This is a genomic window from Oceanisphaera sp. IT1-181 (assembly GCF_033807535.1).
Classification (GTDB): domain Bacteria; phylum Pseudomonadota; class Gammaproteobacteria; order Enterobacterales; family Aeromonadaceae; genus Oceanimonas.
The window spans coordinates 2,020,173-2,045,978 of record NZ_CP136856.1 but is presented as its reverse complement, the minus strand read 5'-3'; the positions used below and the strand labels follow the sequence as shown (position 1 = coordinate 2,045,978).

Here is a 25,806-nt window from a genome sequence, read left to right as displayed (position 1 = left end):
CACAAACGAGTAGCGGACGTTATAAAATGGGTAACAAACGAGTCACTATTTGTGTTGAATTGATGTTAGCACCGAGTTAATTTGCTGCAAGCAATTTTTCTCAGGTGTGTGAAAATAACAACTGAATGGTAAAAGGTGAGAATTTAAGATGGGTGATGAAAGGCTAAATGTATTACTGGTAGAGGATACGGCGTCGTTGGCTGCGCTTTACCAAGCCTATCTGCAAGATGAGCCGCTGTCGCTGACGGTGGTAAATAATGGCCAAGCGGCCATTGAGCATATTCAGCAGCATGCACCGGATATTTTATTGCTGGATTTGATCCTGCCAGATATGCCGGGCATGGACATACTGCAATGGTTGCACCGCGAAAAATTAAATATCACCACCATAGTGATCACCGCTCATGGCTCGGTAGATGTGGCCGTGGAAGCGATGCGCTTAGGCGCCCATGACTTTATTAATAAACCGATAGAAATTGAGCGGCTTAAAGTCACCTTGCATAACACCATGAAGTTTCGCCAGCTCAATCAGCTGCTCGACAGCTATCGTCACGACATTGAAGGCGAACCGTTTCAAGGTTTTATTGGTGCCAGCTTGCCGATGCAAAAAGTCTATCGCTTGATTGAGAATGCGGCACCCAGCAGTGCGACTGTGTTTATCACAGGTGAAAGTGGCACCGGCAAGGAAGTGTGCGCCGAAGCCTTGCACGAGCGTAGCGGTCGGCCAGACGGCCCTTTTATTGCCCTCAACTGCGCGGCCATTCCAAAAGATTTGATGGAAAGTGAGCTGTTTGGCCATATTAAAGGTGCCTTTACCGGCGCATTACAAGACCGTGATGGTGCTGTGATCCGCGCCGATGGCGGTACTTTGTTTATGGATGAAATTTGCGAAATGGACTTGGAATTGCAAAGTAAATTATTGCGCTTCTTGCAATCGGGGCAAATTCAGCCGGTGGGCAGCTCCCAGCAGATCCAAGTGGATGTGCGCATTATTTGCGCCACTAACCGTGACCCCTTAGTAGAAGTGGAGCAAGGGCGGTTTCGTGAAGACTTGTATTATCGCCTGCACGTGATACCCATTAACTTGCCACCATTGCGTGAGCGGGGCGCCGACGTATTGAGCATTGCCACAGCGTTAGTGCGCCAAGCCGCGCGCGAAGAGGGCAAGTCGTTTGTGGGCTTATCTGAAGCCACCAAAGACCGTTTGCAGGCGTATCATTGGCCGGGAAACGTGCGCCAATTGCAAAACGTGATCCGCAATGCGGTGGTGTTGCATCAAGGGGAATGGATAGAGCTGGACATGCTACCGGCACCACTAGACCAGCCCGTGGCCCACAATACCGCAGGTGAATGGGTGTCCCAAGATACCTTGCCAGCGCCCATAGTGCCGTTGGCCGTATTGGAGCGTAAGGCGATAGAAAGAGCCATTAGCCATTGTCAGGGCAATGTGTCCCGAGCTGCAGCGCTGCTGGAAGTGAGTCCTTCTACTATCTATCGTAAGTTACAAGGCTGGGATAATAGCCATGCTTGATTGGTATAGTCTGCAAGGTCAATTACCGCTGCTGGATGACGATCACCTAAGCCGCATGGAGCAAGATCTGAGCGCGCCTGTGGTGGCGCGCTTGCTGGGTTTGTTTCTTGAAGATGGCCGCACGCAAGGCGAGGCACTCCGCCAAGCCTTTATCGCACAAGATGTTCAACAGATCGCGCGTTGGTGTCATAGCCTCACCTCGGCGTGCGGCAGTTATGGCGCCTTACGCTGCCAGTATTTAAGTGAAAAGCTAGAGCAAAGCTGCCAGCAGGGCGATGCGGATTTGGTGGCGGAGCAATATGCGGCTTGGCAAGCGGCACTGGATGCTACTTTGCAGAACGTAGATGCACGTTTAAATGAGACGCGTTAGTAATTAAGGCAAAAAAAATGGCCAACCCAAGCAGGTTGGCCGAACTTCAGCCTAAGCTGAAGAGAGCACGGGATAAAAACAACTGACCTCTTATATGAAATATCCGTGCCAACTTGCAAAGGCCAGTGTTTACTCGCTTTGGTGATGGTAAGGAGATAATATGCAGCTGCACAATGCGAAACGCCCTCATTATGCGAAGCATTTTATTGTTGTTTATGGAATAAAGCCGTGAGCAGATGTGGCGGAGATCCCAGAGTTGCTGCGGGGTTTAAGTTTATCTTGATCTAAAGCTAACTTTGTCTTTAAGGTGAAGAGTAGAAAAATAAAACTAGCTCACGCAAAAAGGTGTCGAAAGGTAGTTTTAAAAAAAACAGTGTCAAAAAAAGACAATCTCAAAAACTCCGAGTCTGAACTGTCTACGTTGCCATGTTACACAATGGCAATAGGGTGGCCAGACCGCTCAGCCAAGTGCTGTAAGGGTTGGGGGAGAAATGCCCCAGCCTCCCGTATTGGAAAGGTGTTTTATGTTGAAATTAGAAGATGCGTTCGCGCGCAAGTTTCAGTATCTGCGATTATCCATCACGGATGTCTGTAACTTTAAATGTCAGTATTGTTTGCCCGATGGTTATAAACCGGAGGGCCGAAAATCCTTCATCACTGTGGCAGAAATTGCCCGTCTTACCCGTGCTTTTGCCGCCATGGGCACCAGCAAGGTGCGCCTCACTGGCGGTGAGCCCTCATTACGCAAAGATTTTACCCAAATCATCGAAACCGTGGCCAATACTCCTGGTATTGAAAAAGTGGCCATGACCACTAACGGTTATCGTATGGCCAAATTTGCGAAAGAGTGGCGCCAAGCAGGACTAACTGCCATCAACGTTAGCGTGGACAGCTTAGATCCGCGCATGTTTCACCAGATCACCGGTCAAAACCGCTTTCATGAAGTGATGGCCGGCATAGATGCGGCCGTGGAGGCGGGATTTACTCAGGTGAAGGTGAACGCCGTGCTGATGCGCGGCCTCAATGACGGCGATTTAGGCCAATTTTTGGGCTGGATCAAACACAATCCCATTCAATTGCGCTTTATTGAACTGATGAAAACCGGCGAGATGGACGAGCTGTTTGACCGTCATCACGTGCGCGGTGCTGTGATCAAAGCACAGCTACTGCAACAGGGTTGGCAGCAAAAAATAAGGGCCTTTAACGATGGGCCCGCCGAGGTGTTTTATCATCCGGATTATCAAGGCGAAATTGGCCTGATCATGCCTTATAGCAAAGACTTTTGTGCCAGCTGCAATCGATTAAGAGTGTCGTCGTTAGGCAAGCTACACCTGTGCTTATTTGGTGACTACGGCGTGGACTTACGTGATTTGCTGACAGACGACAGCCAAATTGGCAGCTTACAACAGCGCTTGAGCGACGCCTTAGTGGATAAAAAAGCCACCCACTTCCTGCACGAAGGCCACAGCGGCATGACGCCAAATTTAGCATCGATTGGGGGGTAAGCTCTTCGAGCCATGTTGAATGAAGGGCTAACGGAGCGCCGAGCTAACAACAAGCAGCGTCTTTGGTAGAGGCCGCTTTAGCTGGCCGGTTTTGTACAGCAAAACTTAAACTTCGGCGGGCTAGCGTAGCTGGATGAGTTTAGAGATTTACTTAGCCGTCTTACCGGGCCTGCCCCGGTATCTCGTTCTTAGATTTAAAGAAAAAAGCGAGATCCTGACTTGCGTCAGGAAGACGGCTTGAAAGAGGATTTAAGCTGTAAGGCCAGCGTAGCTGGATGAGTTTAGAGATTTACTTAGCCGTCTTACCGGGCCTGCCCCGGTATCTCGTTCTTAGATTTAAAGAAAAAAGCGAGATCCTGACTTGCGCCAGGAAGACGGCTTGAAAGAAGGTTTAAGCTGTAAGGCCAGCATAACTGGATTATTTTAAATATTTCCGTTTGATGCCTTCTGTTGTGCGCTCGGCGCTGTACTTAAATAAATAATAATAAATAAGTGAGGATGTAATGAGTCATGCCGACTTGGCTTTTGTGCCGCTAAAGATTGCCGTGTTGACCGTATCGGATACCCGTGATGAAAGCACAGATACCTCGGGCCAGTATTTGGTGAAGGCCATTACGCAAGCGGGTCATCAGTTGGCCGATAAAGCCATTCTCAAAGACGATAAATATCAGCTGCGCGCGCGCGTATCCGGCTGGATAGCCAGTCCAGAGGTACAAGTAGTGTTGATCACCGGCGGCACGGGTTTTACTGGCCGCGATACCACGCCTGAGGCAATAGCGCCGTTACTTGATAGCCACATTGATGGCTTTGGTGAATTGTTTCGCCACCTTACCTATCAAGAGCTGGGCACCTCTACCGTACAAAGCCGTGCTTTGGGGGGATTGGCCAATCGCACCGCCATTTTTTGCCTGCCAGGCTCTACCGGTGCTTGCCGTACCGGCTGGACTGGCATTTTAGCCGAGCAGTTGGACTCCCGTCATAAACCCTGCAACTTTGTGCAGCATCTTATTGAAGTAGAGTAACCGCATGAGTGAAGTTATCAGCGAATTAACGCACATTAATGCCTCAGGCGAGGCCAACATGGTGGACGTGAGCGATAAGGCGGTGACCGTGCGTGAAGCCCGCGCCGAAGCTTGGGTATTGATGGCAAAGGAAACGTTGGCGCTGATCGTTAATGGTCAGCATCATAAAGGCGATGTGTTTGCCACCGCGCGCATCGCCGGCATTATGGCGGCCAAAAAAACCGCCGAGCTTATTCCGCTCTGTCATCCCTTAGCCTTGTCTAAGGTTGAAGTGCAGCTCACCCCTAATGCAGAACGCGGCGGAGTGCATATTCAAAGCTATTGCAAGTTAGCCGGCCAAACTGGCGTAGAAATGGAAGCGCTCACCGCTGCCTCTATCGCAGCCTTGACCATTTATGACATGTGCAAGGCGGTGCAAAAAGACATGATTATCGATGGCGTTCGCTTGTTAGAAAAGCGCGGCGGTAAGTCAGGAGATTTTAACGCATGAGTATTCGGGTGTTATTTTTTGCCAAAATTCGCGAGCAATTAGGCCAAGATCACATCACGGTGGCGGATGAATTTGCGACTGTGGAAGCACTGCGCCTACATTTAACGGCCCAAGGTGAGCCTTGGACCAGTGCATTGGCGGTGAATAAGCTGTTGGTGGGCGTTAATCACACCATAGTGCCGCTGACCTCAGCCATTAAAGACGGGGACGAAGTCGCCTTTTTCCCGCCGGTGACTGGGGGCTAATATGAGCCAGACTCAAGTTCAGGTGCAAACTCAAGTTCAGGTGCAAACAGCTGACTTTGATATGGCCGCGGAATACGCCGCCTTAAGTGAGTCGCATCAAACCGGTGCCGTAGTGACCTTTGTCGGTAAGGTGCGTGAGATGAACGACGGCGCGCTGGTGAGTGGATTGACGCTGGAGCATTATCCGGGCATGACTGAAAAAGCACTGCACGGTATTGTTGAACAAGCCCAAGCGCGCTGGCCATTATTAGGCTGCAAAGTTATCCACCGCGTAGGAGCGTTAGCGCTGGGCGATCAAATTGTGTTTGTCGGCGTGGCCAGCCAACACAGGGACGCCGCCTTCGCTGCTTGCCAGTTCATGATGGATTACTTAAAAACCCAAGCGCCATTTTGGAAAAAAGAACAAACCACCCAAGGTGCCGTTTGGGTTGAAGCCAAAGACAGCGACACCCAAGCCGCAAGCAACTGGGATTAACGATAGCGCGGAGCGCTAAGCACCAAGCTAAACAAAAACGGGTGCTTATCTTTATGCCGTCATCCGGTTGCACGTCAGGATCTCGTTTTAGTTTTTAGCTAGGCACTTGGTGCTGGGTGCCCGGCGCTGCTTTCTCTATTTTAAGGAATCATCATGTCTTCATCTCTATTTCGTGGTTCGCTATTGGCGTTCGCCTTGGCGGCATTTTCTGGATCTGTGCTGGCGATTGATACGGATAAAAAAGAAATTGTGATTGGCACTACAGTGGGCGATTTTGCCGATATGGTCACCGAGTCGGTAAAGCCTTATTTAGAGCAGCAAGGTTATAAAGTGAAGCTGGTGGAATTTACCGATTATGTGATGCCCAATATTGCCTTGTCCGAAGGCTCCATTGATGTGAACTGCTTTCAGCACCAACCTTACCTTGAGAGCTTTATTAAAGACCGCCAGCTGGAATTAAGTCCTATTACTCAGGTGCCCACCGGGCCCATGGGTGTGTACGCTGGAAAGCTACATATGCTTGATAAAGTAAAAACTGGCAGTACTGTGGCTATTCCCAACGACCCCAGTAATCAGGCCCGCGCGCTGTTGATGCTGGCAGATTTAGGCTGGATCACCTTAAAAGCTGATATCGACCCGTTAAAGGCCAGTGAGTTTGATATTGCCGAAAACAATAAAGGCATTAAGTTGCTGATGTTGGAAGCGGCACAGCTGCCGCGTGCCCGTGCCGACGTGGATTTTGCGGTGATCAATGGTAACTATGCCGCCTCAAGCGGCATTGCCTTTACCGACGGCCTGTTTTTAGAACGTAGTTATGACTTTATTAACTGGGTAGTGGTGCGCAGCGCCGATCAAGACGCGCCCTTTGTACAAGACGTCATTGACGCCTATAACTCCACGGCCTTTAAAGACTACGCAGTTAAGCGCTTCGAGGGCTATAAATACCCTGAATCTTGGAAACCTTAGCCGTGACTGTTCGTTATAAAAATTGGCAGTTTACCCATCATGGCCGCCAGTTAGCGGTGATGGAGTGGGGGCCAGCGGATGGCGTGCCAGTAGTGGCATTACACGGTTGGCTGGATAATGCGGCCAGCTTTAGCTTGCTTGCTGAGAATTTACCTGAACTGCGCATCATAGCGTTAGACTTTGCGGGGCACGGGTTTTCCGATCACTTGAGCGGCGGCCAGAGTTATTGCAGCTGGGATCATGTGGCAGATGTGTATGCGCTGCTCGATGAGCTAAAGCTTAAACAAGTGGCCTTGCTCGGTCATTCATTGGGTGCCGGCGTGGCGACCCTGTTAGCCGGTGCCTTTCCTGAGCGCATTAGTCAGCTGTTTTTAATTGATGGTTTAGTGCCCTTAACCTATCCCGTTGAAGAATTGCCGCAATTAATGGCCAAAGCCGTGCGTCGCGGTGCGCGCTTAAGTTCGCGCCGTCTTAAGCCTTATGCCAGCTTTGAGCAAGCGGTGGCGGCACGGGTGAACAGCCGTTGGCCGGTGAGTGAAAGTGCCGCCATCGCATTATTGGAGCGCGGTTTACAACAAACGGATCAGGGCTGGGTGTGGCGTTCTGATATGGCGCTAACGCAGCCGTCGTTACTGCGTATGTGTGAGTCGCAATTACAGGCCTTTGTGCAGCAACTGAGCATGCCGGTATTGTTGGTGATGGCCGAGCGCGGCGAAGAGCTGGTGCTCATTCAACCCATGTTAGAGCAGGTGCCTGATTTAACCTTGCACACGTTAAAGGGCAGTCATCATCTGCATTTAGAAGCCGAGCCCGCCAAGTTTATTAGTGAGTTAATGCGCGAGCGGCTAGGGTTGGAAAACCAATGTTGAATGAAGGGCGAAGAACAGATCACTTGTAACCGGCACTTTTGTGTACCTGTAGCCGGCCGTCTCTTTGATAAAGAGGACCTCGCCGGGCCAGCGTAGCTGGCGGATTTAAAACCAAAGCAAACTGAGCCGAATAAATTGGCTCCTACAAGGGAAAACCAACAAAATCCGTGGCTAATACCCTTAACCTACAACAGGGCCACACAACAAAAACGTTACAAAAGATGGGATAAACAGCAGGCTTAAAGCGGCAGTGAATCTTGTGGTGGAGTTTGTTCGTCGTCAAACGCCAGCTCAAGCTGTTTTTTACGGGCCGCCGCCAGCACGCGTCGTTTGCGGTCTTGGCATAAGCGGATCACTTCACGCTTTTGGCCCGCACTAAATTTTAGCCAATTAAAGCGCTCATCTCGGCTGCGAAAGCAGCCTTTGCAATAGCCTCTATTATTCACCTGACACACACTAATACAGGGGCTAGGGACGTCAAAGAACTCCAGTTGTTCCATATCGCTCCCTCCCTGCGCCAGTTAAATAAATCATAAGCTAAATTGAGCATATTTCAGCCGTGTCAGCAATGCTAAGCCGCCATACTCTTGAGCTTTATCACAAGGGCACACCACATTACCCCTCACTGAAACATAACCTTATGGCGCAACCCTCTCTGAGCTGTGCCATCTTGAAAACTATTCCAGCCATTAGCCAAGCCAAGCAGAAGGGTGTCAAACGAGTCCAGCCGTATTAAGGCAGCTGCTTTGTGCTTGCGCTGCGCTATAATGGCGTCATTCAGATATGCTCACAGAGGCAAAGATGTTCATCGGGGTTCCAAGAGAAATTAAAAATCATGAATATCGGGTAGGGCTAACACCCGGTGGCGTAAAAGAGTTGGTGCTCGATGGCCATCAGGTCTTGGTGGAGTGCGGTGCCGGTGCTGGCATTGGCTTGGCGGATGCAGAGTATGCCACTGCCGGGGCCGAGCTGGTGGCGGATGCCCGTGATATTTACGCCAGATGCGATTTGATCATCAAGGTTAAAGAGCCCCAGCCTCACGAATGCCAACAACTGAGAGCCGGACAGGTATTGTTTACTTACCTACACTTGGCGCCTGATTTAGCGCAAACCCAGAGCTTACTGGCCTCAGGTTGCACGGCCATTGCCTATGAAACTGTCACCGACCATAAGGGCGGTTTGCCTTTATTGGCGCCGATGAGCGAAGTGGCGGGGCGCATGGCCATTCAAGCAGGTGCGCATTGTCTGGAAAAAGCCCAAGGCGGGCGCGGTGTCTTGCTCGGTGGCGTACCCGGTGTATCACCGGCACGGGTATTAGTGTTGGGCGGTGGTGTAGTGGGCGTGAACGCGGCGCGCATGGCCATGGGTTTAGGTGCAGATGTGACCTTAGTGGACTCTTCGCTTACGCGTTTAAAAGAGCTGGATGCCCTCTATGGGCCCAATCTTAAAACCTTGTATTCGACCGTGGATAACATAGAACGTGAGTTATCACGCAGCGAGCTGGTGATTGGCGCTGTGTTGATCCCCGGTGCTGCCGCGCCAAAGTTAGTGACCAAGCAGATGCTGGCATTAATGCCTAAAGGCGCGGTCATGGTGGATGTGGCGATCGATCAAGGTGGCTGTTTTGAAACCAGCCGCGTGACCACTCATCAAGACCCCACCTATGAAGTGGACGGCGTGGTGCATTATTGTGTGGCTAATATGCCAGGCGCCGTGGCTTATACGTCTACGTTTGCGCTGACCAATGCCACCCTGCCTTACGTTAAGGCTTTGGCTAACTTGGGTTGGCAAGCAGCGTTACGTCAAGATGCGCATTTGGCTCAAGGGCTGAATGTGCATGAAGGCCTAGTTATTTGCCCTGCGGTTGCCGAAGCGCATGGTTTAAGCCATACGCCATTGCAGCAGGTGTTGGCGGCGGTATAAAAAGGGCATTAAATATAGACGCACAGCGCGGCATTTTTAAAGGCCATTGCTGCGCTGGTCGGCAAATCCCAACTGCCCTTGTAGCAGCTTTAACTGTTAAATCCTGCAACGCCGGAACTGATGTACAAATTCCACGTTTTGCTGCACAAAACCAGCCGGCTAAAGCGGCTTCTACCCAAGACGGTGTTTGTTGTTAGCTCGGCGCTGTTACTGCTTTTTATCTTGATCGTCTTCTGGGTGATACTCACCAGGAGGAGCGGGCGGTACTCCCCAGTTTTCTTCTTTGGCTTTGTCTTTTTTCTCTTCTTGATCCCAATCTTTTAACTGCATTTTATCGCGGTTTTTCTTCACCACGCGTTCAACCCGCTTGGTGTCTTTAAGCGCACTCACAAACAGCCCAACAATAAACAACAGCGGCAGTGCAATCCATAGCCAAGTACTCATACGTTACTCCTTGGTAGCGGCAATATTAGTGTAGGGAATAATAGGATGATCAATAGTAGCGTGGCTAATAAAACGCGTAAAAATCTCGTCCAGTTGCTTAAGGATATGCGCTTTTCCGTTAATTTGCTGACCACTGAGCGCCTCAGCAACGAGCGCAGGTGTTAGCTGGCCGGCACACATCTCGGCCACGGGGCGATAACTCAAATGCCAAGGCTCGATGGCCACGCCGCCGTTGGCGTTGGCAAAAGGCAGATAAAAGCCAAAGCGCGCCATATTCGCGTTTAACCACAGGCTGAGCGGATAAAAATAACCGTCCGCTTCATATTCCCAAGGTTCAAGTGCCAGCTTGGTACTGGCGGGCAATAAAGTAGGATCGTACACATCCACATCACTGCCCCAATGGTGGCGGCTGGTGCCGGGCAGGGCGCTCCAATGCAAGATGGCGTCAATACGTTGGCTGGGCGTTAAGCTTAAAGTGTCGAGCGGCTGGCTGCTGGCGTCTAATACTGGGCGAAGGCCTTCATATTTCGCATTCCAAATGGCGAGTTGCCTATTAAAGTTGCGATAGCTAGAAGCGGGCTGCAAATTAAAGCCCGCCCGTGCCGCTGCCGCTTGCATGGCCATAAAGGCGACTTTGGCGTCAGGGTGCAACCTATGGCCGGGTTCGTTTAACGCCACCACATGGTCGTCGTTTAAGCCCAGCAGGCTATTGGCTTCCATATCAGGCAAGGCTCCTCGGTTAGGTTGGCGCATTTACTGCGAAAACAGCTCACTGTATAAGGTGTCATTAAACCCCAGATAAAGCTGGTCGTTTACCTGCAACAGCGGGCGCTTGATCATGGCCGGCTGAGCGAGCAGCAACTCGAAGGCGGTCTCGGAATTTAAGTCCGTTTTTTGCTGTTCGGTTAAGGCGCGATAAGTGGTGCCTCTTTTATTGAGTACTGCTTCCCAGCCCAATTGGGCGAGCCACGCTTTAAGCTGTGCTGGGTCTAAACCATCAATGCGGTGATCAATAAATTGGTAGGAAATCTCGCGTTCAGCTAACCATTTACGGGCTTTTTTGATGGTGTCACAATTTTTAATACCATAGAGCTTGATGGTCAAAGTACACTCCTGATGCGGTTAAAAAGGGCGAATAAATAAACGAAGCAGACGGTTATGGGCGACGACGGCGGCAAACAAGCGCGTGCAAAAGAATAATAACACTGCTAACTCAATGATTTTTGAGCATCAGCATTATACACTGACGGGCTACAGAGGTTTTAGCTAATGTTAGCGTTTTTGGTATGATTTGAGCCGCTTCACAGCTAAAGCCGTGTCGCACTTGCTTTTTGAAGCCAATTATATCGGCGCAGCATGGCTGTGGGTGAAAGGCATTCACCATCTTGCAACTTAAAAAAGGGGAATGGGTTGGAACTGAAAGAATACTGGAGTGATCATTATCACTCTCGGGATTTTAGACTCATCCGGATTGGATTTGTGGCGGTGCGTTTTCGCTGGCTGGTCACCTTACTGATTATGGGGATCGCCGGTTGGGTTGCTGTGGACTGGTGGGTGTTGGATGCTGCGCATTTTAAGCTGTTGTGGAAGGTGCGCCTGATCACAGGTGCCATGCTCACGCCCTTATTGCCGCTCAGTTATTTGTGCAAACTCAATCGACGTTGGATGGTGCTGTCGCTGTTTGCGCTACTGAGCATTTTGCTGTTCTTTAACGCCGTGAGCTTATGGAGCTTTCGCGATGTGGCTACTATTCCCGCAGGTTACGTCGCCTTCCCGTATTTTTTATTGGCATTACTTGCAGTATTGCCGCTGCCGATTCGCTCGGGCTTGCGGGTGGTGGTGTTTATTTTGGCGGCGGTATTGGGCACCGACTACTGGCTCGACTCTCATACTTTGGATAACGGCCAGCTGATAGACAGAGTCTGGCTGCTGTTGTGTTTTAGCTTGGCCATGCTGTGGGTACAAAGCGGCCAGTTGCGGATGTTGCTCGACTTATATCGCGAGTCGACTCGAGATCCCTTAACGCGGCTGATGAACCGACGGTTATTTATGCAGCAATTAAATGCGGTGCGCCAAGAGAATAAAGCCGGCCAGAGCTTTACCTTAATTTTATTCGATCTCGATAAATTTAAGCGCATTAATGACGAGCAGGGGCATTTGATGGGCGATGAAGTGCTGGTCAGCGTGTCCACCACCTTGGTCGATATTTTTGGGCCCGATGCGCTCATTGCCCGCTACGGCGGCGAAGAGTTTGTGGTGTTATTGCCTAATACTGCGCTCGAGCAAGGGGCTCGCCAAGCGGAAACCCTGCGTTTAGCCGTGGAGTCGCAGCCCATCGAAAATCCCTTGGATGAAACCGAGGTGCTGGTGACCTTGAGTGGCGGCGTGGTGAGTGGCGATAAAAATAGCGATGTGACGCAGTTGATTCAATTGGCGGATGAGGCGTTATATAAAGCAAAAAGCCAAGGGCGTAACTGTGTGGTAGCACATTTGCCGCACATTTTAGCTGAACTTTAGAATAAGGCACGGATAAGCCAAGGATAAGCGACTCAAGGTGTGGTTTGCTAGGTGTGCTTGGCTTATACTGGGCGCGAGCCCCCAACTATTCAAATCATAACTCCCCTGCGGACTATAACTTAAGCGAGATGTCTTATGCCCAAAGAGCATCATGAAAAACGTGCCCTCTATGTACCTTTTGCCGGACCTGCCTTATTAGAAACGCCATTGTTGAACAAAGGTGGCGCTTTTTCTAAGGATGAGCGCATCGCGTTCAACCTTGATGGTCTGTTGCCGCATAATATCGAAACCATTGAAGAGCAAGTGGCCCGTGCTTACCAGCAGTTCACGGCCTTTCAAAGCGACCTCGATAAGCACATTTACCTGCGTAATATTCAAGACACCAACGAAACCTTATTCTACCGTTTGGTACGCGAACACATCAGCGTAATGATGCCCACTATTTACACGCCGACCGTAGGTCAGGCTTGTGAAGAGTTCTCTAATATCTATCGTCGTGCCCGCGGATTATTTATCTCTTATCCTGATCGTGATCGCATTGATGATATTTTACAAAACGCCACTAAGCGTAACGTAAAAGTGATAGTGGTGACCGATGGCGAGCGCATTTTGGGCTTGGGCGACCAAGGCATTGGCGGCATGGGCATTCCGATTGGTAAGTTATCTTTGTACACGGCCTGTGGTGGTATTTCTCCTGCCTACACGCTGCCTGTAGTACTGGACGCCGGTACCAACAACCAGCAGCTGCTGAATGATCCTATGTATATGGGCTGGCGCAATCCGCGCGTAACGGGCGAAGAGTACGAAGAATTTGTCGACGCCTTTATTCAGGCAGTAAAGCGTCGCTGGCCCAATGTGTTGTTGCAGTTCGAAGACTTCGCACAGAAAAACGCCATGCCGCTGCTCAATCGTTATAAAGATGAGCTGTGCTGCTTTAACGATGATATTCAAGGAACGGCTTCTGTTACCTTGGGCTCACTGATTGCTGCGTGTCTGGCCAGTGGTAGCAAGTTGTCTGAGAAAAAAGTGGCCTTCTTAGGCTCAGGCTCAGCAGGTTGTGGTATTGCCGAGCAAATTGTCGCGCAAATGAAAGCCGAAGGCTTAAGCGATGAAAAAGCGCGCGAGCGCGTGTTCATGGTGGACCGTTTTGGTTTGATCACCGACAACATGCCAAACCTGGTGGACTTTCAGCGTCCATTAGCGCAAACCGTAGAAAGTGTCAGCGACTGGAACACTGCCGGCGATAACATTTCCTTATTGGAAGTGATGCAAAACGGCAAGCCGGACATCTTAATTGGTGTATCTGGCCAGCCGGGTCTGTTCACCAAAGAAGTGATCCAGACTATGCACAGTCATTGCGAGCGCCCGATTGTGTTTCCGTTGTCTAACCCGACTTCTCGCGTGGAAGCCACACCTGAAGACATCATCAACTGGACCGATGGCAAAGCCTTGGTGGCCACTGGTAGCCCGTTTGCGCCTGTGGAATACAAGGGTAAGCTGTTCCAAATCGTGCAGTGCAACAACTCTTACATCTTCCCAGGTATTGGTTTAGGTGTGTTGGCCTGTGGTGCTAAGCGCGTGACGGATGCCATGCTGATGTCTGCCAGCCGTGCCTTGGCTGCCTGTTCACCGATGGCAACCGATCCAGACGGTGCTTTATTGCCGCCACTGGAAGAGATCCAAGACGTGAGCCGTCAAATTGCCAAAGCCGTTGCTAAAACTGCCCAGTTGCAAGGTCAGGCACTACAAGTGTCTGATGCAGCACTGGACGCGGCCATTGAAGCGAACTTCTGGAGCCCAGAATATCGCCAATACCGTCGTGTTTCTTTCTAAGAACACGAGATGGCGTGAGTGGCCCATCCTTTAGGATAAGTCGCAATAAAAGGCATGCTTAGGCATGCCTTTTTAATAACTGTTAAAAAAATAGCGAATAATGACTTTTTGTGGGGATGAATGCCTTGAAAAGCAACCGTTTGCCCTCATACTACTTAACCTAGCTTAGATACGCTCGACGCTGTCAGTCTGCATCGTTATAATGCCGTGTCTCATTTGCCGTGAAGGTGCCATTTATAGTTGCGCCTTCATCAAGATTCAAGCAAGCAGCCCAGGCTGTTTTAAATCAATCACATCGCAACCGATGCGCTGTAAAAAATTGAGGTAGAAGAATGCAAGTTTCACTCGAAACGACTCAAGGCCTGGAACGCCGCCTGACCATTACCGTGCCAGCCGACAAAGTAGATGGCGAAGTAAACAGCCGCCTGCGTCAATTGGCTAAAACGCGTCGTATTGACGGTTTCCGCCCAGGTAAAGCGCCACTGACTGTGATCCAAAAAATGTTTGGTGCGTCAGTTGAAGCCGATGTAGCCGGCGATTTAATGCAGCGTAACTTTTTTGAAGCCGTGATCAGTGAAAAACTGAACCCAGCGGGCATGCCGACCATGGAGCCTGCGCCAATCAAAACTGGCCAAGACTTTACCTTTACCGCCACCTTCGAAGTATATCCAGAAGTGGAAGTAACAGGCTTAGACGCTATCACCATCGAAAAGCCACAGGCCGAAGTTCAAGATGCGGATCTGGACAAGATGGTTGAAACGCTGCAAAAGCAGCACGCAGATTGGGTTGTGGTAGAACGCGCCGCCGCTAATGATGACCGTGTGACCATGAACTTCGTCGGTTCTGTAGACGGCGCTGAATTTGAAGGTGGCGCTGCTGAAGATTTCGTACTGGTATTGGGCTCTGGCCGCATGATCCCAGGTTTCGAAGAAGGTTTACTGGGCAAGCAAGCCGGTGACGACTTCACTCTGGAAGTGAACTTCCCTGAGGAATACCACGCTGAAAACTTGAAAGGCAAGCCGGCTCAATTCGCCGTTGTCGTCACTAAAGTTGAAGCCCAAGAGCTGCCTGAGCTGACTGAAGAATTCGTGAAGCGTTTTGGCATTGCCGACGGTTCACTGGATGGCTTGAAAGCTGAAGTGCGTAAGAACATGGACCGCGAACTGTCCCAAGCACTGAAAGCCTCTGTTAAAGAGCAAGTGATCAACGGTTTGCTGGAGCAAAACCCAGTAGATGTGCCTCAGTCACTGATCGACAATGAAATTGAAACGCTGCGCAAGCAAGCCATGCAGCGTTTTGGTGGTCTGGATCAAAAAAATGCCCCGCAGTTACCTGCAGAGCTGTTCCAAGAGCAAGCTGAGCGTCGCGTACGTGTAGGTCTGTTGTTGGGCGAAGTGATCAAGAAAAACGAAATCAAAGCTGACGACGCTAAAGTACAAGAAATCATTGCTGGCATGTCTTCTGCTTACGAAGATCCGTCTGAAGTGATTGCTTATTACAACGAAAACCAAGAAATGTTGGAAAACGTGCGTAACTTAGCCATTGAAGATCAAGCCATCGAGCTGGTATTAAGCCAAGCTAAAGTTTCAGACAAGCAAGTAAGCTTTGAGGAACTGATGAATAAGCAAGGCGCTTAAGAACTATTGACTTAGGCGTTAAACTCTTGCGTATAATGGCCCTAGTGTAAGTGCACTTGGGCCATTTTGTTTTAGGGACAATATCTTATGTCAAATTTCCATGATCCGATGATGAGCCACCCGATGGCGGCGCTGATCCCCATGGTGGTTGAGCAAACTGCCAAAGGTGAGCGTTCTTACGATATCTATTCTCGCTTATTAAAAGAGCGCGTTATTTTTCTGACCGGCCCGGTAGAAGATCACATGGCCAATTTGATCTGTGCCCAGTTGCTATTTTTGGAATCAGAAAACCCAGAAAAAGATATTCATTTGTATATCAACTCACCGGGTGGCTCTGTGACTGCAGGCATGTCGATCTACGACACCATGCAGTTTGTTAAGCCTAACGTGAGTACGCTGTGCATGGGCCAAGCGGCGTCCATGGGTGCGTTTCTGTTAGCCGGCGGTGAGAAAGGTAAGCGCTTTACCTTGCCCAATAGTCGGGTGATGATCCATCAGCCGTTGGGTGGCTTTCAGGGCCAAGCGTCGGATATTCAAATTCACGCTAAAGAAATTCTCTATATTAAAGAGAAACTTAACCGCCTGCTGGCCGAACATACGGGCCAAGACTTGTCGGTTATTGAACGCGATACCGACCGCGATAACTTTATGTCTGCGCAAACAGCTAAAGAATATGGCATCGTCGACGAAGTACTGTTTAAGCGCGATTAAGCAAAGCGGGGAGGGGTGCTGTACACTTTGTTAAAGAGAGAGTGAGCACTCCTCAGCTTGTACGCAAAACGAGGTGACTGAATGACTGAAAAACGCAAGGGCGAAGGGGACGGCGGCAAACTGCTGTACTGTTCTTTTTGTGGAAAAAGCCAACACGAAGTGCGCAAACTCATAGCCGGCCCTTCCGTCTACATTTGTGACGAATGTGTCGAGCTCTGCGAAGACATCATTCAGGAAGAGATCAAGGACATATCGCCCAAACAAGAGGGTGATAAGCTGCCGACGCCGCACGAAATTCGCGCTAATTTAGATGACTATGTGATTGGTCAAGATCACGCGAAAAAAGTGTTAGCGGTGGCCGTGTATAACCACTACAAGCGATTGCGTAATGCGGGCGTGACCGATGGCGTAGAGTTGGGTAAGTCCAATATCTTGCTGATCGGCCCTACCGGTTGCGGTAAAACCTTGCTGGCCGAGACCTTGGCTCGCTTATTGGATGTGCCTTTTACCATGGCCGATGCCACCACCTTGACCGAAGCCGGTTATGTGGGGGAAGACGTTGAAAACATCATCCAAAAGCTGCTGCAAAAATGTGACTACGATGTAGAAAAAGCCCAGCGCGGCATCGTTTATATCGATGAGATTGATAAAATTTCTCGTAAGTCCGATAACCCCTCCATTACCCGTGATGTGTCGGGTGAAGGGGTGCAGCAAGCGCTATTGAAGCTGATTGAAGGCACCATTGCCTCTGTGCCGCCGCAAGGCGGACGCAAGCATCCACAGCAAGAGTTTTTGCAGGTTGATACCTCAAAAATCCTGTTTATCTGTGGTGGTGCTTTTGCCGGCCTTGATAAAGTGATTGAGCAGCGCCTAGACAAAGGCACTGGTATTGGTTTTGGCGCGCAAGTGAAGAGCAAAAACAATAACTCCTCACTGAGCCAAACCTTTACTCAGGTTGAACCGGAAGATTTGGTTAAATACGGTTTGATCCCTGAGTTTATCGGTCGTTTGCCAGTAGTGGCGACGCTGACTGAATTAGATGAATCGGCACTGGTACAGATCTTATCTGAGCCAAAAAACGCCCTGACTAAGCAATACAGTGCGTTATTTGCCCTTGAAGACGTAGAGCTGGAGTTTCGTGAAGACGCCTTACGCGCCATCGCCCATAAGGCGATGGAGCGCAAGACGGGCGCACGGGGCTTACGCTCTATCGTAGAAGCGGTATTACTCGATACTATGTACGACTTGCCTGCACAAAGTGATGTGGCCAAGGTGGTGATCGATGAAACCGTGATCAAGGGTGAGTCGGCGCCGTTGCTGATTTATCAAAAAGGCGAAAATCAAGCCGCAGTGGGCGATAAATAAGCACTATGTTTAATCAATAATAGAACGCGGTTTAGGCCGCGTTTTTTGTTTTAATCATGGCTGTTGACCAAGCGCGTCGAGGAAATGATGAATATCAAAACGGTGATTTAATCATCAATCGCGTCATTTTCGAGCGGTTTAAAGGGGCTTTATGCCCCTTTTTCCGTTTTTGGCTATTCAATGATTGAATCTTCTGATCTTGCCCCCATATACTGCCTCAAGCGCCTATTACATTGCATTCAAGCTGAGAGGACACTATGACCCTAGAGCGTTGTGAACGCATCGACACCCCCGTTTTGCCTCTCCGTGACGTGGTGGTATACCCACATATGGTGATCCCACTGTTTGTGGGCCGGGAAAAATCCATCCGCTGCTTAGAAGCGGCCATGGAACAAGATAAAAAAGTATTGCTCATCGCCCAGAAAGAAGCGGCGACCGATGACCCCAAAGCCGACGAGCTGTATGACGTGGGCACAGTGGCCAACATACTGCAATTGCTGAAGCTGCCAGACGGCACCGTGAAGGTGTTGGTGGAGGGTGGCCAGCGCGCGCGTTTGGAAAACTTACGCGAAGTGGATGGCTACTACGTGGCCGAAGCGCAGTATCTCGAAACGGCCCCCTTGGCCGAGCGTGAGCAAGAAGTGTTAGTACGCTCCGCCATTACCCAGTTTGAAAATTACATCAAGCTCAATAAAAAGATCCCACCTGAGGTATTAACCTCGCTGTCTGCCATTGAAGACGCCGCCCGTTTGGCCGACACCATGGCCGCGCACATGCCGCTTAAGCTCGAAGATAAGCAAAAAGTGCTGGAAATGGCGGAAGTAGGTGAGCGTCTTGAATATCTGATGGCCATGATGGAATCAGAAATGGATGTGCTGCAAGTTGAGCGTCGTATTCGTGCCCGCGTGAAAAAGCAGATGGAAAAAAGTCAGCGCGAGTACTACCTCAACGAGCAGATGAAGGCGATTCAAAAAGAATTGGGCGAGATGGACGATGTGCCCGACGAATTTGAAGCGCTGCTGCAAAAGATTGAAGATGCGGGCATGAGTGAAGAAGCGCGCACTAAAACCGATGCCGAGTTTGCCAAGCTGAAAATGATGTCACCCATGTCTGCGGAAGCGACCGTGGTGCGCAGCTACATCGACTGGATGGTAGCCGTGCCTTGGAAGAAAAAATCCAAGGTGAAAAAAGACTTAGCCAAAGCCGAAGAAATGCTTGATGCAGACCACTATGGCCTCGAAAAGGTCAAAGAGCGCATCATCGAGTATCTGGCAGTGCAAAGCCGTACCAGCAAGCTGAAAGGGCCTATCCTGTGCTTAGTGGGGCCACCGGGTGTGGGTAAAACTTCACTCGGTCAGTCGATTGCCAAAGCCACGGGCCGCAAGTATGTGCGCATGGCGTTGGGTGGCGTACGTGACGAGGCGGAAATTCGCGGTCACCGTCGTACTTATATCGGCTCCTTGCCGGGCAAGCTTATCCAAAAGATGGCCAAAGTTGGGGTGCGTAACCCACTGTTCTTGCTCGATGAAATCGACAAGATGGCCTCCGATATGCGCGGCGATCCCGCTTCTGCATTATTAGAAGTGTTGGATCCTGAGCAAAATAACAGCTTTAACGATCACTATTTAGAAGTGGATTATGATTTGTCGGACGTGATGTTCGTCGCCACCTCTAACTCGATGAATATCCCGGGCCCGTTATTGGACCGTATGGAAGTGATCCGTTTATCCGGTTATACGGAAGACGAAAAGCTCAATATCGCCAAAAATCACTTGTTGGATAAGCAAATCGAGCGCAACGGTTTGAAGAAAAGTGAGATAACGATTGAAGACTCAGCAATCGTGGGCATTATTCGCTATTACACCCGTGAAGCGGGCGTGCGAAGCTTGGAGCGCGAAATCTCTAAGCTGTGCCGAAAAGCCGTGAAAGAAATTATGCTCGATAAAACCATCAAGCATGTGCAGATCAATCAGGAAAATTTAAAAAATTACCTGGGCGTGCAGCGCTTTGATTACGGCAAAGCCGAAGATCATAACCAAATCGGTCAAGTGACCGGTCTGGCATGGACCGAAGTGGGCGGCGAGCTGCTGACCATCGAAGTAGCCAACGTACCGGGTAAGGGCAAGCTGGCCTATACCGGTTCATTGGGCGACGTGATGAAAGAGTCGGTGCAAGCCGCCATGACGGTGGTGCGCTCACGCGCAGATAAATGGCGTATTAATAGCGACTTCCATGAAAAACGTGATATTCATGTGCACGTGCCAGAAGGTGCCACGCCTAAAGATGGCCCCAGTGCCGGTGCTGCCATGTGTACGGCCTTGGTGTCGAGCTTAACCGGTAACCCGGTGCGCGCCGATGTCGCCATGACTGGTGAAATCACCTTGCGCGGTGAAGTATTGCCAATCGGTGGCTTAAAAGAGAAGCTGTTAGCCGCCCGCCGTGGTGGCATCAAGATGGTACTGATCCCCAAAGAAAACGAGCGTGACTTGGAAGATATTCCAGAGAACGTGAAGCAAGATTTGGATATTCGTCCGGTGCGCTGGATTGAAGAGGTACTGGAATTGGCCCTTGAACAGCCACCAGAAAGCTTTTCAGTGGTGTCAGTATAAGGTTTTTCGCGTTAATGGAGGGTTTCTGACTTGTCAGCAGCCCTAACACGCAGTAGCCTTGGAACACTTTATTTAGCTGGCGCTGTATATGGATGACATTGTGTCGATAATAGAGAGTGCCAGTTGGCAGGCATTCGCTCAGGTTTGAGCGATGTCATCCGTATCACAATAACTGTCTTACAATAATCAACTCACACTAACAATGTTAACGTTACGCTTGCCATCAACAGCAACGCATACATAACAAGGGGAATGACCGTGAATAAATCTCAACTGATCGATAAGATTGCCGAAGGCGCCGATATTACTAAAGCTGCGGCTGGCCGTGCTTTGGATGCATTTGTTGAATCCATTACTGAAACCCTCAAAGAAGGCGACACCGTCTCTTTAGTGGGCTTTGGTACTTTCTCTGTGCGTGAGCGCGCGGCACGTACTGGTCGTAACCCACAAACCGGTGCTGCTATCGAGATTGCGGCCGCGAAAACTCCAGGTTTTAAAGCCGGTAAAACATTGAAAGACGCCGTTAATAACTAAGACTGCGTAAAGTAAGACTTAGCGTGAGCTAAGCCATGACGAGAAGGCGCATCACACGGTGCGCTTTTTTTTCGATTAGAAGAGAACCCCCTCTAGTGGGAGTAACAACCGATTATGTTTTTCGACAAACTCAGAGCGGGCGCGCAAGGCACCGTCTCCAAAGTCATATTAGTGCTGATTATTTTATCTTTTGCCTTGGCCGGCGTAGGCAGCTATGTCACTCAGCCCAAGGAAGAAGTGGCCGCCGTGGTCAATGGCGATGATATTAGCGCCCAAACGCTAGAAAATGCCTATCGCAACGAACGCGCTCGCTTAGAGAATCAGTTAGGTCCGCAGTTCAGTGAACTCTTGTCTGATCCGCTTTATGTCGAACAAGTGCGCCGCTCCGTATTAGAGCAGCTAGTTGAACAGCGCTTAGTTGACCAAAAAGTGGCGGAGCTGGGCATTTATGTCAGTGACAAACAAGTGCGTGATGCCATTCGTGCGCTCCCCGAATTTCAAGCAGACGGTCAGTTTAGCAATGAGCGTTATCAGCTGTTGTTATCCCGCAGTGGCATCAGTGCCGATCAATTGCGCGATAACTTGCGCCAAGACTTAAGTCGTCAGCTGTTATTAAACGCTTTGATTGACTCAAGCTTTGCCCTAGAAGCGGAAGCGGGTCTGTTAGATAAGCTCAGCCGCCAGCTGCGTGATGCAGAGTTAGTGCGTATTCCGTTAAATGACTTTGCCAAGCAGGTCAGTTTAAGCGACGAGCAAGTGAAAGCTTACTACGATGCCAACTTGGCGAAATTCCAGCGCCCAGAGCAAGTGAAAATTAACTATTTGTTGCTGGATACCCACAGTGAGGCGGCGGCGCAAGTAGACGATAAAACAATTGCCGATGAGTACCAAGCCAACATCAACGCTTATCGCCAACCTGCCGAGCGCAAGCTGGCTCATATCATGCTGCTTAAAGCTGACGGTGCCCAAGAGAAGTTAACGGCCATTGCCGAGCGCATTGCAGCCGGTGAGTCCTTTGCTGAGTTAGCCAAGACCGAGTCTGAAGATGCGTTTTCGGGCGAGCAGGGCGGCGACTTAGGCTGGATAGAAGAAGAGACCTTGGATGCCAGCTTTGATAAAGCAGCCTTTGCCTTAGCCGAAGTGGGTGATGTATCTGGCGTGGTAGAAAGTGCTGACGGTTTTCATCTGATTACCTTGCTAGATAAAAAAGACGTGCAGACTAAACCTTTGTCTGAAGTGCGTGAGGCAATTGCGGCGCGCTTGGCCAAAGAACAAGCGGCCAGCAATTTTTATGAGCAAGAACAGCGCTTAGCGGATTTAACCTTTGAATTCCCTGACTCCTTAGACATGGCGGCACAAGAGCTGAACTTAAAAGTGGTTTCTACTGAGTTCTTTTCTGCAGCAGAGGCACCGGCCATACTTAAAGACCCACGGGTCATCGCCCAAGCCTTCTCAGCTGATCTGCGCGAGCAGGGCATGAACTCAGAAGTGATTGAGCTAGGCGACAATAAAGCGCTGGTTTTGCGTGTGGTTGAGCAGCGCCCAGCCGCACCGCGTGAGTTTGTTGAGGTACAAGCCCAAGCCCGTGAGCAAGCGACTCAAGTTAACACCACAGAGTTAGCTGAGCAGGCGGCGACCGAGTTGCAGCAAGCCTGGTCTAAGGGCGAGCAAGCCGCTTGGTTAGCCAAGCATGAACTGAGCGTGACTGAATTGAACGCTATTACTCGCGAAAGCGAGCAAGACGCCGCTTTGATCAGTGCCTTGTTTGCCATGCCTGCGCCAGTCAAAGACGCGGCCAGCGTGCAGCAGCTGACACTTACCGACGGCAGCTTGGCGGTAGTGAAGCTTAACCAAGTGACCACGCCCACCGACAGCACTGAGTTAAAGACACAAATCCAAGAAGGGCAAAATGCCATTCAAGGACAAAGAGAATATGAAAGTTTGATACTGGCACTTAAAGCATCTGCCAACATAAAGTATCGCGAGTTAACTGCGCCGGAAGATGATTTTTAATCGCTTTCGATAATTTTAGATAATTCAAAACTTTTCAATAACATAAGGCGCTGCGGCGCCTTTTTCTATTATAAATTCTCGCGATATCAGCCGTGATATCGCCTTTGTGAATAAACAATGGTCGCGAGTCGTCAGCAGCGTTTTCTTTTCCGAGGTAACTTCGATATGATGCAGGTATAAGTATGTCTTATATATAAATCAGTCACGCAGTCGGAGAGCATCTTTTGATTAACGTATTCTTGGTTGATGACCATGAGTTAGTGCGCACAGGGATCCGACGCATACTAGAAGACGTCAAAGGAATGAAAGTGCTGGGCGAGGCTAAAAGCGGTGAAGATGCCGTGCTTTGGTGTCGCGAGCAGCAGCCAGACGTGGTGTTGATGGACATGAATATGCCGGGCATTGGCGGTTTGGAAGCCACGCGCAAAATTCTGCGCGCCAGCCCAGAAATTAAAATTATTGTGCTGACCATCAATACTGAAAATCCTTTTCCCACCAAAGTAATGCAGGCCGGTGCCAGCGGCTACTTGACCAAGGGTGCGGCACCCGATGAAATGATCAACGCCATTCGTTTGGTACAGAGCGGCCAGCGCTATATTTCGCCAGAAATTGCTCAGCGCATGGCATTAAGTCAGTTTTCTAATGAAGAGAACCCGTTTAAACAGTTATCGGAACGTGAATTACAAATCATGTTGATGATCACTAAAGGTCAAAGAGTTACGGATATCTCTGAGCAGTTAAATTTAAGCCCTAAAACTGTAAACAGCTATCGCTATCGTTTGTTCAGTAAACTTGATATCAATGGCGATGTGGAGTTGACCCATTTGGCTATTCGCTATGGCATGTTGGATTCGGAAAAAATTTAATCCGTAATGAGTGCGCCCTTTGATGCTAAAGATTTTCTTGCCGTCGTAACCGAGCAATCCGGTGTGTATCTGATGTTTGATGATGCCGGGGTGATTATTTATGTGGGTAAGGCTAAAAATCTAAAAAAGCGGCTGTCTTCTTATTTCCGTACTCAGGTTAGCGGCGAAAAAACCCGTGCTTTGGTGCGCAATATTCGTGATGTTCAGGTCACGGTGACGCACACCGAAACCGAAGCTTTGATCCTTGAGCACAATCTCATCAAGCAACATCTGCCGCGCTACAATGTATTGCTGCGCGACGACAAGTCTTACCCCTATATCTTGATCAGCGATCACCGCCATCCCCGCATTGGGCTACATCGTGGTGCGCGCAAGAAAAAAGGCGAGTACTTTGGCCCTTATCCGAATGGGGCCGCGGTGCGTGAAAGCCTGCATCTGATGCAAAAGCTATTTCCGGTGCGCCAATGCGAAGACAGCGTGTATGCCAATCGCTCTCGCCCATGTTTGTTATATCAACTGAAACGCTGTTCTGGCCCCTGTGTAAAAGGGCTAGTGAGCGATGAAGAATATGCCCATCAACTGCAATTGGCCCGTTTGTTCTTGCAGGGTAAAAATCAGCAAGTGCTGCAAAATTTAGCCAATAGCATGGAGTCGGCCAGTACCGATTTGCGCTTTGAAGATGCGGCCAAATATCGGGATCAATTGCAGGCGCTGCGTCGGGTACAAGAGCAGCAGTTTGTGAGTGGTAATGTACAGGACGACTTAGACGTGATTGGCTTGGCGGTGTCGCCCAGCCAGGCCTGCGTGCAAGTATTATTTATTCGCCAAGGCAAGATACTGGGCAGTCGCAGTTATTTCCCCAAAATGCCGCCGGATACAGATGCGGAAGAAATTCTGCAAAGCTTCGTGCTGCAGTTTTATTTGGCCGGCATTGGTGGGCGCGAAGCGCCGGCGGAGATCTTGCTCGACCAAACCTTAGCGGACGAAGCCGTGCTCAGCGATACTCTCAGTCAGCATTATGGTCGACGCATTAAACTGCGCAGCCGTACCCGCGCGGAGCGGGCGCGCTTTATTAAACTGGCCACCACTAACGCACAAACGGCGCTGGCCAGTAGATTGGCGCACCGCAGCACCCAGCGCCAACGTTTATTACAGCTAGAAGAAGTGCTGGCTTGCCCGCCGATTACGCGCATGGAATGCTTTGATATTTCGCATACCATGGGCGAAAAAACCGTGGCCTCGTGCGTGGTCTTTAATCATGAAGGCCCGCAAAAAAGTGAGTATCGGCGTTTTAATATCACCGGCATTACGCCGGGCGACGATTATGCGGCCATGGAGCAAGCGTTAAGCCGGCGCTTTCATCAAGCGGACATCGATAAACTACCAGATATCTTATTTATAGATGGCGGCTTAGGGCAGCTAGCCCGCGCCGAAGAGGTGATCGCCCGTGAGCTGGCGGACAGCCCACGCCAGCCATTATTAATAGGTGTGGCTAAAGGCGTGACTCGCAAGGCAGGATTAGAAACCTTAGTGATGGGCGGCAGTCATGAAGAGCGACATTTACCCGCCGACTTGCCAGCACTGCACCTTATTCAGCATATTCGTGATGAATCGCACCGTTTTGCCATTACCGGTCACCGCGCCCAGCGTGGCAAGGCGAGAACCACCAGTACCTTAGAAACTATCCCCGGTGTGGGCGCCAAGCGCCGCCAGGCTTTGCTAAAGTACTTAGGTGGCATACAAGAAGTAAAGCGCGCCAGTATTGACGAGCTGGCCAAGGTACCGGGCATTAGCCAAGCCTTGGCAGAAAAAATCCACGATGCATTGCATCACTAAACCGCATCATGCACCATGGACGGGTATGATCTTATGGCGTTAAAA

Annotated in this window: 24 protein-coding genes and 1 riboswitch; of the genes, 20 read left to right on the top strand and 4 right to left on the bottom strand. The window is 50.1% G+C overall.

The genetic code is table 11. The features are described 5' to 3' along the window. Positions 1-148: 148 nt before the first annotated feature. From R0134_RS09140 to R0134_RS09100, 9 genes are all read left to right on the top strand, one after another. The gene (locus R0134_RS09140; RefSeq protein WP_319781576.1) at positions 149-1,531 is read left to right on the top strand and encodes a sigma-54 dependent transcriptional regulator; all 1,383 of its coding nucleotides are present in this window, start codon (positions 149-151) and stop codon (positions 1,529-1,531) included. Continuing rightward, positions 1,524-1,901, top strand: coding sequence for an Hpt domain-containing protein (locus R0134_RS09135; RefSeq protein ID WP_319781575.1), 378 nt, complete (start codon positions 1,524-1,526; stop codon positions 1,899-1,901). The genes R0134_RS09140 and R0134_RS09135 overlap by 8 nt, the downstream gene beginning before the upstream one ends. A 387-nt stretch (positions 1,902-2,288) precedes the next feature. Beyond that, positions 2,289-2,437, top strand: a riboswitch (molybdenum cofactor riboswitch). Beyond that, complete coding sequence (gene moaA, locus R0134_RS09130) at positions 2,426-3,406, top strand: GTP 3',8-cyclase MoaA (RefSeq protein WP_319781574.1); 981 nt, start codon at positions 2,426-2,428, stop codon at positions 3,404-3,406. It overlaps the preceding riboswitch by 12 nt. Before the next feature lie 503 nt (positions 3,407-3,909). Then, positions 3,910-4,428 carry a molybdenum cofactor biosynthesis protein B gene (gene moaB, locus R0134_RS09125; protein WP_319781573.1) on the top strand — a complete coding sequence of 173 codons (519 nt, stop codon included), beginning with the start codon at positions 3,910-3,912 and terminating at the stop codon, positions 4,426-4,428. 4 nt (positions 4,429-4,432) lie between these two features. Next, positions 4,433-4,918 carry a cyclic pyranopterin monophosphate synthase MoaC gene (moaC, locus tag R0134_RS09120; protein ID WP_319781572.1) on the top strand — a complete coding sequence of 162 codons (486 nt, stop codon included), beginning with the start codon at positions 4,433-4,435 and terminating at the stop codon, positions 4,916-4,918. Then, on the top strand, positions 4,915-5,163 hold the full coding sequence (gene moaD / locus R0134_RS09115; RefSeq protein WP_319781570.1) for a molybdopterin synthase sulfur carrier subunit: 249 nt from the start codon (positions 4,915-4,917) through the stop codon (positions 5,161-5,163). The genes moaC and moaD overlap by 4 nt, the downstream gene beginning before the upstream one ends. A 1-nt stretch (position 5,164) precedes the next feature. After that, positions 5,165-5,638 carry a molybdopterin synthase catalytic subunit MoaE gene (gene moaE / locus R0134_RS09110; protein WP_319781569.1) on the top strand — a complete coding sequence of 158 codons (474 nt, stop codon included), beginning with the start codon at positions 5,165-5,167 and terminating at the stop codon, positions 5,636-5,638. Positions 5,639-5,791: 153 nt separating this feature from the next. Then, positions 5,792-6,604 carry a MetQ/NlpA family ABC transporter substrate-binding protein gene (locus R0134_RS09105; protein WP_319781568.1) on the top strand — a complete coding sequence of 271 codons (813 nt, stop codon included), beginning with the start codon at positions 5,792-5,794 and terminating at the stop codon, positions 6,602-6,604. A 2-nt stretch (positions 6,605-6,606) separates the two neighbouring features. Further along, on the top strand, positions 6,607-7,473 hold the full coding sequence (locus R0134_RS09100) for an alpha/beta hydrolase (protein WP_319781567.1): 867 nt from the start codon (positions 6,607-6,609) through the stop codon (positions 7,471-7,473). A gap of 239 nt (positions 7,474-7,712) precedes the next feature. Here the strand turns inward: R0134_RS09100 and R0134_RS09095 are convergent, their stop codons facing one another. Next, positions 7,713-7,973, bottom strand: coding sequence for a DUF1289 domain-containing protein (locus R0134_RS09095; RefSeq protein WP_319781566.1), 261 nt, complete (start codon positions 7,971-7,973; stop codon positions 7,713-7,715). Positions 7,974-8,274: 301 nt separating this feature from the next. Here R0134_RS09095 and ald point away from each other — a divergent pair, with 301 nt between their 5' ends. Further along, positions 8,275-9,396, top strand: coding sequence for an alanine dehydrogenase (gene ald, locus R0134_RS09090; RefSeq protein WP_319781565.1), 1,122 nt, complete (start codon positions 8,275-8,277; stop codon positions 9,394-9,396). A gap of 207 nt (positions 9,397-9,603) precedes the next feature. Here ald and R0134_RS09085 read toward each other — a convergent pair whose 3' ends face one another. From R0134_RS09085 to R0134_RS09075, 3 genes are read right to left on the bottom strand one after another with little or no spacing between them, the layout of a single operon-like run. Then, positions 9,604-9,840 (bottom strand): hypothetical protein, encoded by a 237-nt coding sequence (locus tag R0134_RS09085; RefSeq protein WP_319781564.1) that lies wholly within the window; start codon positions 9,838-9,840, stop codon positions 9,604-9,606. 3 nt (positions 9,841-9,843) lie between these two features. Beyond that, complete coding sequence (locus R0134_RS09080; protein ID WP_319781563.1) at positions 9,844-10,560, bottom strand: M15 family metallopeptidase; 717 nt, start codon at positions 10,558-10,560, stop codon at positions 9,844-9,846. Positions 10,561-10,593: 33 nt separating this feature from the next. Continuing rightward, positions 10,594-10,944: an ArsC family reductase gene (locus R0134_RS09075; RefSeq protein ID WP_319781562.1), complete on the bottom strand. Its 351-nt coding sequence runs from the start codon at positions 10,942-10,944 to the stop codon at positions 10,594-10,596. A 306-nt stretch (positions 10,945-11,250) separates the two neighbouring features. On the opposite strand from R0134_RS09075, the gene R0134_RS09070 reads away from it, so the two are divergent. The 10 genes from R0134_RS09070 to uvrC all read left to right on the top strand — a co-directional run bounded on the left by R0134_RS09070 (position 11,251) and on the right by uvrC (position 25,761). Continuing rightward, positions 11,251-12,357, top strand: a complete 1,107-nt coding sequence (locus tag R0134_RS09070) for a GGDEF domain-containing protein (RefSeq protein WP_319781561.1) — start codon at positions 11,251-11,253, stop codon at positions 12,355-12,357. A 135-nt stretch (positions 12,358-12,492) separates the two neighbouring features. Then, entirely contained in the window at positions 12,493-14,190 is a 1,698-nt protein-coding gene (locus tag R0134_RS09065) for an NAD-dependent malic enzyme (protein ID WP_319781560.1), read from the top strand. A 332-nt stretch (positions 14,191-14,522) separates the two neighbouring features. After that, entirely contained in the window at positions 14,523-15,827 is a 1,305-nt protein-coding gene (gene tig, locus R0134_RS09060; RefSeq protein ID WP_319781558.1) for a trigger factor, read from the top strand. Between the two features lie 87 nt (positions 15,828-15,914). Then, complete coding sequence (gene clpP, locus R0134_RS09055) at positions 15,915-16,538, top strand: ATP-dependent Clp endopeptidase proteolytic subunit ClpP (protein ID WP_319781556.1); 624 nt, start codon at positions 15,915-15,917, stop codon at positions 16,536-16,538. Between the two features lie 81 nt (positions 16,539-16,619). After that, positions 16,620-17,903: an ATP-dependent protease ATP-binding subunit ClpX gene (gene clpX, locus R0134_RS09050; RefSeq protein WP_319781555.1), complete on the top strand. Its 1,284-nt coding sequence runs from the start codon at positions 16,620-16,622 to the stop codon at positions 17,901-17,903. Between the two features lie 257 nt (positions 17,904-18,160). Beyond that, the gene (gene lon, locus R0134_RS09045; RefSeq protein WP_319781554.1) at positions 18,161-20,512 is read left to right on the top strand and encodes an endopeptidase La; all 2,352 of its coding nucleotides are present in this window, start codon (positions 18,161-18,163) and stop codon (positions 20,510-20,512) included. Positions 20,513-20,770: 258 nt separating this feature from the next. After that, complete coding sequence (gene hupB / locus R0134_RS09040; RefSeq protein ID WP_087038794.1) at positions 20,771-21,046, top strand: nucleoid-associated protein HU-beta; 276 nt, start codon at positions 20,771-20,773, stop codon at positions 21,044-21,046. Positions 21,047-21,160: 114 nt separating this feature from the next. After that, complete coding sequence (locus tag R0134_RS09035; protein WP_319781552.1) at positions 21,161-23,059, top strand: SurA N-terminal domain-containing protein; 1,899 nt, start codon at positions 21,161-21,163, stop codon at positions 23,057-23,059. A gap of 224 nt (positions 23,060-23,283) precedes the next feature. Further along, the gene (uvrY, locus tag R0134_RS09030) at positions 23,284-23,925 is read left to right on the top strand and encodes a UvrY/SirA/GacA family response regulator transcription factor (RefSeq protein WP_087038279.1); all 642 of its coding nucleotides are present in this window, start codon (positions 23,284-23,286) and stop codon (positions 23,923-23,925) included. Between the two features lie 6 nt (positions 23,926-23,931). Then, complete coding sequence (uvrC, locus tag R0134_RS09025) at positions 23,932-25,761, top strand: excinuclease ABC subunit UvrC (protein ID WP_319781551.1); 1,830 nt, start codon at positions 23,932-23,934, stop codon at positions 25,759-25,761. The last annotated feature ends 45 nt before the right edge of the window (positions 25,762-25,806 follow it).